The 13,363-nt window shown below is 59.0% G+C and carries 12 protein-coding genes; all 12 read right to left on the bottom strand.

The window, feature by feature from the left end; all coding sequences use genetic code 11:
• Nucleotides 1-3: 3 nt before the first annotated feature.
• The 12 genes from ACR0JF_RS15525 to nuoG are packed head-to-tail and all read right to left on the bottom strand — an operon-like array spanning nt 4 to nt 13,363.
• Nucleotides 4-1,671, bottom strand: a complete 1,668-nt coding sequence (locus ACR0JF_RS15525) for a ribonuclease J (protein ID WP_170660712.1) — start codon at nt 1,669-1,671, stop codon at nt 4-6.
• Nucleotides 1,668-2,447 (bottom strand): type III pantothenate kinase, encoded by a 780-nt coding sequence (locus ACR0JF_RS15520; protein ID WP_170660711.1) that lies wholly within the window; start codon nt 2,445-2,447, stop codon nt 1,668-1,670. Before ACR0JF_RS15520 ends, ACR0JF_RS15525 begins: the two co-directional genes overlap by 4 nt.
• 11 nt (nt 2,448-2,458) lie before the next feature.
• The gene (locus ACR0JF_RS15515; protein ID WP_170660710.1) at nt 2,459-3,208 is read right to left on the bottom strand and encodes a biotin--[acetyl-CoA-carboxylase] ligase; all 750 of its coding nucleotides are present in this window, start codon (nt 3,206-3,208) and stop codon (nt 2,459-2,461) included.
• A 54-nt stretch (nt 3,209-3,262) separates the two neighbouring features.
• A complete protein-coding gene (gene nuoN, locus ACR0JF_RS15510) occupies nt 3,263-4,705 on the bottom strand; it encodes an NADH-quinone oxidoreductase subunit NuoN (RefSeq protein WP_170660709.1) in 1,443 nt (480 codons plus the stop codon).
• Nucleotides 4,706-4,720: 15 nt separating this feature from the next.
• Nucleotides 4,721-6,265: an NADH-quinone oxidoreductase subunit M gene (locus ACR0JF_RS15505; RefSeq protein ID WP_170660708.1), complete on the bottom strand. Its 1,545-nt coding sequence runs from the start codon at nt 6,263-6,265 to the stop codon at nt 4,721-4,723.
• Nucleotides 6,265-8,445 (bottom strand): NADH-quinone oxidoreductase subunit L, encoded by a 2,181-nt coding sequence (gene nuoL / locus ACR0JF_RS15500; protein ID WP_170660707.1) that lies wholly within the window; start codon nt 8,443-8,445, stop codon nt 6,265-6,267. Before nuoL ends, ACR0JF_RS15505 begins: the two co-directional genes overlap by 1 nt.
• A 7-nt stretch (nt 8,446-8,452) precedes the next feature.
• Nucleotides 8,453-8,758, bottom strand: coding sequence for an NADH-quinone oxidoreductase subunit NuoK (gene nuoK / locus ACR0JF_RS15495; protein ID WP_005984024.1), 306 nt, complete (start codon nt 8,756-8,758; stop codon nt 8,453-8,455).
• Between the two features lie 4 nt (nt 8,759-8,762).
• Nucleotides 8,763-9,365 carry an NADH-quinone oxidoreductase subunit J gene (locus ACR0JF_RS15490; protein WP_170660706.1) on the bottom strand — a complete coding sequence of 201 codons (603 nt, stop codon included), beginning with the start codon at nt 9,363-9,365 and terminating at the stop codon, nt 8,763-8,765.
• Nucleotides 9,362-9,772, bottom strand: coding sequence for a carboxymuconolactone decarboxylase family protein (locus tag ACR0JF_RS15485; RefSeq protein WP_170660705.1), 411 nt, complete (start codon nt 9,770-9,772; stop codon nt 9,362-9,364). Before ACR0JF_RS15485 ends, ACR0JF_RS15490 begins: the two co-directional genes overlap by 4 nt.
• Nucleotides 9,769-10,263: an NADH-quinone oxidoreductase subunit NuoI gene (gene nuoI, locus ACR0JF_RS15480; RefSeq protein ID WP_039524264.1), complete on the bottom strand. Its 495-nt coding sequence runs from the start codon at nt 10,261-10,263 to the stop codon at nt 9,769-9,771. The genes ACR0JF_RS15485 and nuoI overlap by 4 nt, the downstream gene beginning before the upstream one ends.
• A 1-nt stretch (nt 10,264) precedes the next feature.
• On the bottom strand, nt 10,265-11,302 hold the full coding sequence (gene nuoH / locus ACR0JF_RS15475; RefSeq protein ID WP_170375145.1) for an NADH-quinone oxidoreductase subunit NuoH: 1,038 nt from the start codon (nt 11,300-11,302) through the stop codon (nt 10,265-10,267).
• A gap of 45 nt (nt 11,303-11,347) precedes the next feature.
• The gene (gene nuoG / locus ACR0JF_RS15470; RefSeq protein WP_170660704.1) at nt 11,348-13,363 is read right to left on the bottom strand and encodes an NADH-quinone oxidoreductase subunit NuoG; all 2,016 of its coding nucleotides are present in this window, start codon (nt 13,361-13,363) and stop codon (nt 11,348-11,350) included.

Genomic DNA, 13,363 nt, shown 5'->3' with positions numbered 1-13,363 from the left:
ACCTTATTTCATGCGACTGATCACAACCGTGACTTCGGGCTTTTTACCGATCTCTGCCTTGGCCGTCTGACGCACGATCCGGCGCATGGCCTCTTCCAGCTTGTCATCGTCGCGCAGGGTCTTGGCCTCGGCCCGCATCAAGAACTGGTTCAGGTCTTCCTCAAGCACCTCAACCAGTGCAGCGCGAGAGGTTCCGATCTCCGGCAGCCCCATCGTATCACACCATGGCTCACCCAGAGGCTCGTCCTCTTCATCCAGAATGACGGTCACTGTCACGTGGCCGTTCAGCGCCATGCGGATACGGTCGCGCACAACCCCGTCCAACGCTCCGACCTTGACCGTGCCATCCAGATAGGTCCGCCCGGTCTCAACGTAGTCGACAACCTTGGGGGCATTGCCGGTCAGATCCAGCATGGTGCCGTTAACGGCCAAAACACCCGTGCGTCCGCCGGCCTCGGCCAGTTTGGCATGTTCGCGCAGGTGGCGATGTTCGCCATGCATCGGGATCACCATCTGCGGGTCGATCAACCCATGGACTTTCTCAAGATCAGGCCGGTTGGCATGGCCCGATACGTGATAAAGGCCCGAGCTGTCATCCACCACATCCACGCCCTTTTCGCTGAGCTGGTTGATGATGAAAATCACGCCGCGCTCGTTGCCGGGAATGGTTTTCGAAGAGAACAGGAACAGGTCGCCTTCTTTCAACTCGATGCCGCGGTATTTACCACGAGCCAGCTGCGCGCTGGCGGCACGGCGTTCGCCCTGACTGCCGGTCACAATCAGCATCAGGTTCTGACGCGGAAGCTCTACGGCCTCTTCGGCGCTGATCACTTTGGGGAAATCCGACAGGATGCCGGTTTCCGTTGCAGCCTCGATCATCCGGCGCATGGCCCGGCCCAACAGCACGACCGAGCGCCCGGCCCTTTGGCCAGCTTCGGCCAGGGTCTTCACCCGAGCGACGTTCGAGGCGAATGTGGTCGCCACAACCATACCTTCAGCGCTTTCAACCAGCTTTGTGATCTCGGGTCCGACCTCGGACTCTGAACGTCCGGGGTGGCTTGAGAACACATTGGTGCTGTCACAGACCAGTGCCTTCACGCCGGTTTTGGCGACCTCGGCCCAAAGGTCGGGATCAAACGGTTCGCCCACCACCGGGTTTGTATCCAGTTTGAAATCCCCCGAATGCACGATCCGCCCTTCGGGCGTGTCGATCACCAGTGCGGCGCTTTCGGGGATCGAGTGCGATACTGGCAGGAAGCCAACGGTGAAAGGCCCGGCCGAGACCTGCTCGGGCCAAGCCGAGGCAGTGAGCACAGCATCTTCAGGGTGGCCGTGTTCTTCCATCTTCCGACGGGCGATATTGGCGGTGAAAGCGCGCGCATAGATCGGCGCCCCCAGCGCCTCATAACAATGCGCAACGGCGCCCACGTGGTCTTCGTGCGCGTGGGTGACAAAAACCGCCTCAAGCCGGTCGGCGCGTTCCTTTAGCCATGAGATATCGGCATGGATCAGGTCCACCCCCGGCGTGGTATCCATGTCAGGGAAGGTCACACCCAGATCGACGAGGATCAGGCGTTCCTTGCCCGGCGCGCCGTAGCCATACACATAGGCATTCATGCCGATTTCACCGGCCCCGCCCAACGGCAGGTAGATCAGTCTTTCGCTGCTCATGTTGAGCCATTTTCCTTGTTATAGCGATGGATCACGGTCAGCCCGTGCATCGTCAGATCATCTTCGATTGCGTCGAACCCCACGTCGGCCTGATCGAACAAGGGTGCGAGCCCTCCGGTTCCAACGACTTTCATCGGCATTCCGTATTCGGTCTTGATGCGGGCGATCAGCCCTTCAATCAGACCGGAATAGCCCCAATACACGCCGGATTGGATACAGCCAACCGTATTCGTACCAATCACCTTTTCCGGGCGGGTAATGTCGATATGTGGCAGGGCGGCGGCCCCTTGGTGCAGTGCCTCAAGGCTCAGGTTTACGCCCGGCGCGATGATGCCTCCGACATAGGCCCCATCAGAGGCGACGACGTCAAAGTTGGTCGCGGTTCCGAAATCGACAACCACAACGTCCCCGCCATGACGGTCAAACGCCCCCACCGCATTGGCGAGGCGATCAGGCCCCGGCACCGTGCCTTCGTCAATGCGTGGGGCGACAGGCAAAAGGCAATCCGGTTTGCCCACAACTAGCGGACGGCAACCAAAGAACCGATCCGCAAAGATGCGCAGATTGAAAACCACGCGCGGTACGGTCGAGGCGATGACAACATCGGTAATGTCAGCCTCGATACCGTAGTGTTTCACCAGTGTAGAATACCAGGTGAAATAGGCATCCGCCGTGCGTGAGTGATGGGTCGAGGTGCGCAGGGTACACAGGAAACTCTCACCATCCCAGATCGAGAAAACGGTATTTGTATTGCCGCAGTCGATGGCCAGAAGCATCTGAGCCCCCTTCAGAAAAACACGTCCGCCGCAGGAATGTTCACACGGCCTTTGGCGGTGTTTAGGACAAGGTTGCCCCCCGCGTCTACCGTTTCGAAGGTACCAACCGTTTCCGACGTGGCGGTACGGGCGGTAATGACCTCTCCCAGCCGCGCTGCGCGGGCCAACCATGCGGTGCGGATCGGTTCAAAACCGTAAGTGACAAACTGTGTTTCATAGCCGGCATAGGCGATGGCAAGTTCGGTCAGAAAATCCTCAGGCGTAACATGCGCACCGGTCTCCGACAGCAAGGAGACTGGGCGAACCGCGCCCGGCTCAACCGCGTCTGCGCCAGGGGCTTCCGTCAAATTGACGCCGATCCCGATCGACAGATGTGAAACTCCGCGCCCCTGCCCCGTGCTTTCCAGCAATATCCCCGCGAGCTTGCCGCCGTTCAGCAACACATCATTGGGCCATTTTAGCGACAAACCTGACGTTCTGCCCGTCACGGCGACGCAGGCATCGAACAAGGCCAAGGCCGCTACGAAGCTGCGCAGAGCCGCACTCTCCGGATCACCCTGAGGGCGCATCAGAAGGGTCGAGGCCAAATTGCCCTTGGGATTGGCCCAAGCCCGCCCTCGCCTGCCGCGCGCTGCCGTCTGGCGATGCGCCATGATCCACACGGGGCCTTGCGCCGTGGGTGCAAGACGCGCGGCTTCGTTAAGCGTGCTGTCCACCTCTTGCAAGATGTGCAAGCCGTACCCGTGGGGCCAACTGCTCATGTCAGAAAGGCCCGCTTGCGGGGTTGAGCAGGTGCATCGTGTTGGCGGCTTTCATCAATTGACAAGCGTGGCTGCGGCAGCTGCTGCTGCGCCCTCGACACCGAACTGGTAAAACACGCCGATCAGCATCAATGCCGCCGATCCCATCAAGGCCACCCACAATACAGGGTTTGAGCGAGTTTCGATGGGTTCTTCGTTCTCGGCGCCGAAATACATGTAGAAGACGATCCGCAGATAGTAGAACGCACCGATTACCGAGGCGATGGCCGATACGATCACCAACCCGGTCAGACCCGCGCTGACACCCGCCTGCCAAACGCCGAACTTGGCAAAGAACCCAAGCATGGGCGGTACACCCGCCAAGCTAAACATCAGGATCAGAACGGCCAGAGCCTTTCCCGGATCGCGCTTGGAATACTGCCGCAAGGCGTCGATGTCGGTGACCGGTTTGCCGTCGCGCCCCATCATCAGGATGAAGGCGAAGGTGCCGATATTCATCGTCACGTAGATCACCAGATACATCAGCATGGCTTTCACGCCCAGCTCGGTTCCCGCAGCCAGACCGATCAGCGCATAGCCCATATGGGCAATCGAGGAAAACGCCATCAGACGTTTGATGTCACGCTGGCCAATGGCGGCAACCGCGCCCAACAGCATGGACAGAACCGACAGCAACACGATCACCTGCTGCCAATCCTTAACGATGCCTCCAAACGCATCGTGCAGAAGTCGTGCAAACAACGCCATCGCAGCCACTTTCGGAGCAGTCGCAAAGAAGGCTGTGATCGGGGTCGGAGACCCTTCGTACACATCCGGGGTCCACATGTGGAAGGGCACGGCCGAAACCTTGAAGGCCAGGCCCGAGATCAGGAAGATCAGACCAAAGAGCAGACCGATCGAGACGTCTCCGGCTTGAACAGTGGCGATGATGCCCGAGAATAGCGTGGTGCCGGTGAACCCGTAAACCAGCGACGCGCCATAGAGCAGCAGGCCAGAGCTAAGCGCACCCAGAACAAAATACTTCAGCCCCGCTTCGGTGGATTTCGCACTGTCCCGCCGCAGCGCCGCCACGACATAGAGCGACAAGGATTGAAGCTCCAACCCCATGTAAAGCGACATCAGATCGCCCGCACTGACCATCATCATCATCCCGACTGCAGCCAATGCGACCAGCACAGGGTATTCAAACCGCAGCAGGTTGCGGCGGGCCATGTAGTCCTGGCTCATGACCAGAACGGCAGCGGCAGAAAGCAGGATGGCAACCTTGGAGAACCGCGCAAAGCCGTCATCCACGAACATGCCATTGAACGCCACATTGGTCCCGTCACCGTTGCTTGAGATCCAAATCGCTAGAAGCGCCATTAGACCTGCCGTGGACCAGACCAATGCCGGAGCCAGCTCGTCCTTCTTTGTGTAAACGGCCCCGATCAGAGCAGCCATCGCATATACGGCCAGAACGATCTCTGGCAGGATTATTGTCAGATCAGCTTGGATCATGTCTCCAAAGCTCCCTTAATGCGAAGCGGCTGTCTGGGTCGCAGCCTCAGCCGCGGCCAGAGCCGTGTCATAGTTCGAAATCAATGCAGCGGTCGAGTTGCCGATCACATCGGTCACCAGCGACGGATAGACGCCCAGCAAGATGGTCATCACGATAAGCGGCGCGAAGATCAGCCGCTCACGCGAGCTCATGTCGGTCATCGCCTTGAGGCTTTCCTTGATCAGATCGCCGAACACAACCCGGCGGTAGAGCCACAGTGCATAGCCTGCCGAGAAGATCACGCCGGTCGCTGCCACGGCCGTCACCCAGGTGTTGACCTGGAATGCGCCCATCAGGGTCAGGAATTCACCGATGAAGCCCGAGGTGCCCGGCAAGCCGACATTCGCCATGGTGAACAGCATGAAGACCAGCGCATAGGCGGGCATCCGGATCACCAGCCCCCCATACGCGTCGATATCGCGTGTGTGCATCCGGTCGTAGATCACGCCAACGCACAGGAACAGAGCGGCCGAGATAAACCCGTGGCTGAGCATCTGGAAGATCGCGCCATCGATACCCTGCTGGTTCGCTGCGAAAATCCCCATTGTCACAAAGCCCATATGCGCGACCGAGGAGTATGCGATCAGCTTCTTCATGTCCTCCTGGACCAGCGCCACGAGAGAGGTGTAGACAACGGCGATGGCTGACATCCACAGAACCAGATCGGTCATCACCGCCGAGCCAACCGGGAACATCGGCAGGCTGAACCGCAGGAAACCATAGCCGCCCATTTTCAACAGGATCGCCGCCAGCACAACCGAGCCCGCCGTCGGGGCCTGAACGTGTGCATCTGGTAGCCAGGTGTGCACCGGCCACATCGGCATTTTCACAGCGAAGGACGCAAAGAAGGCCAAGAACATCAGCGTCTGCATCCCGCCGACGACGTAGATGCCCAGAACACTGAAGCTCTCGGAAGAGAACTGATGGGTCATCAGCGCCTCGATATCCGTAGTGCCAGCATCCGCGTACATCGCAACCATCGCCACCAGCATCAGTACCGAGCCGAGGAAGGTATAGAGGAAGAACTTGAAGCTCGCGTAGATGCGATCCTTGCCGCCCCAAATGCCGATGATGAGGAACATTGGGATCAGACCTGCCTCGAAGAACAGGTAGAACAGCACCAGATCCAGCGCCATGAACACGCCCAGCATCAGCGTTTCCAGCAGAAGGAAGGCGATCATGTATTCCTTGACCCTTTCGGTCACATTCCAGCTGGCCAGAATGGTCAGCGGCATGATGAAGGTGGTCAGCAATACAAACAGCACGCTGATGCCATCCACGCCCATCTTGTATTTCAGGCCCATCAGCCACTCACCCTCTTCGACCATCTGGAAGCTGGTGTTCGAAGGATCAAAGCCCGTGTAGATGCCAATCGACACAAGGAAGGTAACAGTGGTCGCAAGCAGAGCCACCCATTTGGCATTCCGCTGCGCCGCCGCATCATTTCCATGCAGGAACAGCGCCAAGATGCCTGCAGCAATGGCCGGGATGAAGGTCACGATCGAGAGGATATTGTCCATTACTGTGCCCCTCCGCCGATCGACATCCAGGTCACAAGCGCCGCTATGCCCAGCACCATCCAGAAGGCGTAGGTAAAGATGTACCCGGTCTGCGCCTTGCCTGCGAGGCGGGTGAAGAAGGGAACAACGCCCATTGCTACTCCGTTCAGGAAGCCATCAATTGTGTTGCCATCGCCGCGCTTCCACAGGAGGCGGCCAAGGGCCAGAGTGGGTTTTACGAAGATCGCGTTATAGATCTCGTCAAAGTACCATTTGTTCAGCAGGAACAGGTAAAGCGGACGCTGGTTGGCAGCCAGACGCGCGGGCAGCGTCGTGTTCACGATGTAGAACCAATAGGCCACGACAAACCCCAGCAGCATCGCCAAGAAAGGCGAGACCTTGACCCATTTCGGGACGGCATGGGCGTCATCCAACACGGTATTGTCAGGCGCGATGTACAAAGCGCCCTTACCCGGTTCGCCCGCGAAGACATAGTGATGATCTCCGTGGGCGTCTTTCTTGCCGTGCGCCTCATCTGCATGGTCATCCCCGTGCGCCTCATCCGAATGGGCATCGGCATGATCGTCACCGTGATGCTCTTCGGCGGTACCATCGGCGACATGCTCGGCATGGGTCGCCTCGTCATGAGTTTCACCATGCGCCGAAGCCTCGGCCACCGGGATCCCGTAGAACTTGCCGACCTTGTCCGTGTGACCGAAGAAGTTGCCGTACCAGATCATCCCCGCAAAAACCGCGCCCAGAGACAGAACACCCAGAGGGATCAACATCACCTTCGGGCTTTCATGCGCGTGTTCATGCGTATGCTTGTCACCGCGCGGCTCGCCATAGAAGGTCAGGAAGATCAGACGCCAGCTGTAGAACGAGGTGAACACAGCCGCAATCACCAGCATCCAGAAGGCATAGCCCGTGCCACCCGCAAAGGCGCTTTCAATGATCGCATCCTTTGACAAGAACCCGGCAAAGCCGAAGGTGGTCAGCGGGATACCGACACCCGTGATGGCCAGCGTTCCGATCATCATCGCCCAGAACGTATAGGGGATCTTCTTCCGCAGCCCGCCATATTCGGTCATTTCCTGCTCGTGATGCATCGCATGGATCACCGAACCGGCCCCAAGGAACAGAAGCGCCTTGAAGAAAGCGTGCGTCAGCAGGTGGAACATCGCCGCCGAATACATGCCAACGCCCGCGGCCACGAACATGTAGCCCAGCTGCGAACAGGTTGAATAGGCGATGACGCGCTTGATGTCGGTCTGAACCAATCCCACGGTCGCCGCAAAAAACGCGGTAGAGGCCCCAAGGAAGGTGATGAACCCGGTCGCCCCAGGCGCGAACTCCATCAGCGGCGACATGCGGCAGACAAGGAACACACCCGCCGTTACCATTGTCGCGGCATGGATCAGGGCCGACACAGGGGTCGGGCCTTCCATCGCGTCAGGCAACCATGTGTGCAAGATCAACTGCGCCGATTTACCCATCGCGCCGATAAACAGAAGGACACAGATCACCTCAACCGCGTTCCACTCACCCCAGAGGAAGCTGAGTTGCATTTCCGACAGGTCAGAGGCCGAGGCAAAGATATCCGAGAAGTTAATGCTGTCAGTCAGGAAGAAAATCGCGAAAATCCCCAGCGCAAAACCGAAATCGCCAACCCGGTTGACGATAAACGCCTTCATAGCCGCCGCATTGGCGCTGGACTTGCGATAATAGAAACCGATCAGCAGGTATGAGGCGACGCCCACGCCTTCCCAGCCGAAGAACATCTGCACGAGGTTGTCGGCTGTCACCAGCATAAGCATCGCGAAGGTGAAGAAAGAGAGATAGGCAAAGAAGCGCGGCTTATAGCTTTCGCCCTCGCGCCATTGCGGGTCGTGATCCATGTAGCCGAAGGAATAGAGGTGCACGAGCGCCGAGACAGTCGTCACCACGATCAGCATGATCGCGGTCAGGCGGTCCAGACGAATGGCCCAGCTTGTTGAAAGCGAGCCGCTCTCGATCCAGCGCAGGATTTCGATCTGTTGGGTCTGACCATCGAAAGCCAGGAACACGATCCACGACAGCAGACAGGCCAGAAACAGCAGGCCCGTCGCGGTCCACATGGCGGCTTTCTCACCGATGAACCGCCAGCCGAACCCGCAGATCAGAGCGCCCACGAGTGGGGCAAAGAGGATGGTGGTTTCCATAGTTCTCTTAGCCCTTCATCATATTGACGTCTTCAACCGCGATGGTGCCGCGGTTGCGGAAGAAGCAGACCAGAATGGCCAGACCAATCGCCGCCTCCGCCGCCGCAACGGTCAGCACGAACAGCGTGAACACCTGCCCGACCAGATCGCCGAGGAAGCTGGAAAAAGCCACGAGGTTGATATTCACCGCCAACAACATCAACTCGATGCTCATCAGCAGGATGATGACGTTCTTGCGGTTCAGGAAGAGACCGAAGATGCCGATGACGAACAGCGTCGCCGCGACCGTAAGATAGTGTTCAAGTCCGATCATCTTCTCAAAGTCCCTGCCCCGGTTTCACGTCCTTCAACTCCATCGCCTTGGCCGGGTCGCGCATCATCTGGCCGACGATGTCCTGACGCTTGATGTCTTGACGGTGGCGCAGAGTCAGTACAATGGCACCGATCATGGCCACCAGCAGGATCAGGCCCGCCAGTTGGAACAGAAGGAAGTATTGATCGTAAAGAATGACACCCAGCGCCTCGGTGTTGTGGCGATCTGCCGGAACCGGCTGCGCCAGATTGGCCTCAACGCCTTGCGCGCTGTCCCACGCTCCGAACGCCATGATGAACTGCATCAGGATCACCAGACCAATCAACAGAGCCAGCGGCATGTACCGCGCCATCTCGGCCTTTAACTCGGCAAAGTCCACGTCCAGCATCATCACCACGAACAGGAACAGCACCGCGACCGCGCCGACATAGACGATGATCAGCAGCATCGCCACAAACTCGGCCCCCAGCAGCACGAACAGCGCAGCCGAGGACAGGAAGGACAGGATCAGCCACAGCACCGAATGCACCGGCTGGCGGCTGATCACCGTGAACAGCCCGCCGGTGATGGTGCTGATGGCAAACAGGTAGAAGGCAAAGACGGTCATTGATCCTCATCCTCGTTATTGCCCATGACCTCTTGCGCCAGATCCAGCGCGCGGGTCATGGCCGGGATGCCAGCAAAGACCGACATCTGACCGATCGTTTCAACGATCTCTTGTTTCTTTGCGCCCGCCTCAAGCGCATGGCGCACGGTCTGCCGTACGGCCGAATCCGCCTGAGCGCCCTGACAGGTCAACCCAGCCAGCGTCAGCAGTAGACGCGTCTTGGCATCCAGCCCGTCCTTGTTGACGGTGTTGCCGAACATCATCTCCATGACCTCTTTGGGCATGGTCGGCCACAAGTTCTCGAACCCTTTAGGCGAGAAATTCTCCATCGCCGGGTTCATCGCCTTGGCCATGTCCTGCGCCTGCTTCATCATCAGCTCAAACGGATTTGTCGGCGTGTCACTCATCTGTACGGCGCATCCATTTCCAGATTACGGGCGATTTCGGCTTCCCAGCGTTCACCGTTGTCGAGCAGCTTTTCCTTGTCGTAGAACAGCTCCTCGCGGGTTTCCGTTGCGAATTCGAAGTTCGGTCCTTCGACAATTGCGTCGACCGGGCAGGCCTCCTGGCAGAAGCCGCAATAGATGCATTTGGTCATGTCGATGTCGTAGCGCGTGGTGCGACGGCTGCCGTCTTCGCGCGGTTCGGCGTCGATGGTAATGGCCTGCGCGGGGCAAATCGCTTCGCAGAGCTTACAAGCGATGCAGCGTTCCTCGCCATTTGGATATCGGCGCAGAGCGTGTTCGCCGCGGAACCGAGGCGACAGAGGGCCTTTTTCGTGGGGATAGTTCACGGTGGCCTTGGGCGCGAAGAAATACTTCAGCCCCAGCTTCATGCCGACCCAGAAGTCTTGAAGCAGGAAGTACTTGGCAGCGCGGGTGTAGTCGATTTGAGTCATATCAGCCTCCTACGCTCCAACGCGCGAATGCGCCCCAGAACCATTCGAATTTTGCAGCAAAGGCCACGAAGACCACCCAAGCCAGAGAGAACGGAAGGAATACCTTCCAACCCAGACGCATCAACTGGTCATAGCGGTAGCGGGGCGTGATCGCTTTGACCATCGCGAAGAGGAAGAAGAAGAACGCCATCTTTGCGACCATCCATAGCACACCGTCAGGCAGGCCCGGGATCGGCGACAGCCAGCCGCCGAAGAACAGCAGCGTTGTCAGCGCGCACATTAGGAAGATGGCGATGTACTCGCCCGCCATGAACAGCAGGAAGGGCGTGGCCGAGTATTCGACCTGATAGCCTGCGACCAGTTCTGATTCCGCCTCGGGCAAATCGAACGGTGGACGGTTAGTTTCCGCAAGCGCCGAAATGAAGAACAGGAAGACCATTGGGAAATGCGGCAGCCAGTACCAGCTGAAGAAGCCGAAGCGACCGTCCTGCGCCTCGACGATGTTGCCGAAGTTCATCGAACCGGTCGAAATGATCACGCCAATGATGATCAGACCGATGGACACTTCATAGGAGATCATCTGTGCCGCAGAGCGCAACGAGCCGAGGAATGGGTACTTTGAGTTCGACGCCCAACCGCCCATAATCACGCCATAAACCTCAAGCGAGGATACGGCGAAGACATAGAGGATCGCCACATTCAGATCTGACAGCACCCAGCCGTCGTTGAACGGGATCACGGCCCAGGCGATCATTGCCAGTACGAAAGAGGTCAGCGGAGCAAGGATGAACACGGTGCGGTCCGCGCCTGCCGGGATGACGACCTCTTTGACCACATATTTCAACGCGTCAGCGACTGTTTGCAACAGACCGTAAGCGCCCACCACATTGGGGCCCCGGCGCATCTGAACAGCCGCCCAGATCTTGCGGTCACCATAGACAAGGAACAACAACGAGATCATCACAAAGGCCACAACGGCAAGCACCTGCGCCAGGACGATCAGGGCGATGCCGCCCGGTGTGTTAAAGAAATCAGCCATTGGTCCTCACACCGTGGGTCGTCGGGGATATCTCTGCGGGACGGATCATTCTGCGGCCATCCTGTCTGTGTTTTTCGCCTGCGCCGACAGCTCGGCCATCAGTTGCGAGGCGCGCGCGATCGGGTTGGTCAGGTAGAAATCCTTGACCGCATTGCGGAAACTCGCCTTGCCCAGTGTACCAGCCTCAAGCGGTTGCACCTCGTTCGCGATCACTTCGTCGATATGCGCCAGATGCGGTACCGCCTCGATCAACGCGGTCCGCAATTGCGCCAAGGAATCGAAGGGCAACGTCGCACCCAAATCGGCCGAGAGCGCACGCAAGATGGCCCAGTTTTCTTTGGCCTCTCCCGGCGCAAAGCCCGCACGCATGGCCAGCTGAGGGCGGCCTTCGGTGTTCACGAACAACCCGTTTTCCTCGGTATAGGCGGCGGCGGGCAGGATCACATCAGCGCGGTGCGCGCCACAGTCCCCATGGCTGCCCTGATAGATGACAAATGCACCGTCGCCGATTTCGACTTCATCTGCGCCGAGGTTATAGATCACGTCCGCCGCGCTGACGGCATCCATACCACCGTCGTTGGTGGCATCCAAATCCATCGCACCGACCCGCGCGGCGGCGGTGTGCAGCACGATCAGGCCACTTTCGGTATTGCTTGCAATGGCTTGCGCGGCGGCCAAAACAGCGGCGCCATCTGCCTCTTGCAGCGCGCCTTGCCCTACAATGACCAAAGAGCGTTTTGCTTTGATCTCATCATCGCCGCCCAAGTCGACGACCTTTTGCAACGCGGCGCGGTCATCGCCCATGTGGTGGTATTCATAGGTCAGATCGGATGCCGGGCCGACCAGAGCCACCTCGGCCCCATGCGCCCAGGCCTTGCGGATGCGGGCATTCAGAACCGGAGCCTCATCGCGTGGATTGGTGCCGATCAGCAGAATACGCTCAGCCATGTCGATATCTTCGATTGCGGCGGTCCCAGCATAAGCCCCACGGTTGCCCGCGGGCAGCTTGGCCCCGTCCGTACGGCATTCGACAACGCCGCCCTGGCCTTCGATCATCTGTTTCAGCGCAAAGATCGCCTCAACCGGGGCAAGATCGCCAACGAGACCTGCCGGTTTTTCGGCCCCTTTCAGCGCTTCAGCGGCTTTGGTCAGCGCCTCGGGCCACGAGGCCGGACGCAGCTTGCCGTTTTCGCGCACATACGGGCGATCCAGACGTTGACGGCGCAGACCATCCCAGACGAACCGGGTTTTGTCGCTGATCCATTCCTCGTTCACGCCATCATGGTTGCGCGGCAGGAACCGCATCACTTCACGTCCTTTGGTATCCACGCGGATGTTCGACCCCAAAGCATCCATCACGTCGATGCTCTCGGTCTTGGTCAGCTCCCACGGGCGCGCTGTAAAGGCATAGGGCTTCGAGGTCAGCGCTCCCACGGGGCACAGATCAATGATGTTACCCTGCAGGTTCGAGTGCAGCGTCTGGTTGAGGTATGAGGTGATCTCAGCGTCCTCGCCTCGCCCCGTCTGACCCATCTGGGCGATCCCCGCGACCTCGGTCGTGAAGCGCACGCAGCGGGTGCAGCTGATGCAACGGGTCATCGCGGTGCCGACCAGCGGCCCCAGATCCAGATCATCTACGGCACGCTTGGCTTCCTTGAAGCGCGAGCCCGAAACACCATAGGCCATTGCCTGATCCTGCAGGTCACACTCCCCCCCCTGATCGCAGATCGGGCAATCCAGAGGGTGGTTGATCAGCAAAAACTCCATCACCCCTTCGCGGGCCTTTTTGACCATGGGTGAGTTCGTCTTGACCTGAGGCGGTTGCCCTTCCGGCCCCGGACGCAGATCACGCACCTGCATCGCGCAGGAGGCCGCAGGTTTCGGAGGGCCGCCCACGACCTCGACCAGACACATCCGGCAATTCCCCGCAATCGAAAGACGTTCGTGATAACAGAAGCGCGGCACCTCGACCCCGGCCTCTTCACAGGCCTGGATCAGGGTCATGGCACCATCGACTTCGATTTCCTGCCCGTCGATATTGATCTTGCGGAGGTCAGACAT

It is taken from the genome of Ruegeria sp. BG11, assembly GCF_056538565.1.
Note: the sequence above shows the minus strand (reverse complement) of the source record. Positions and strands in the feature narration are given on the sequence as shown.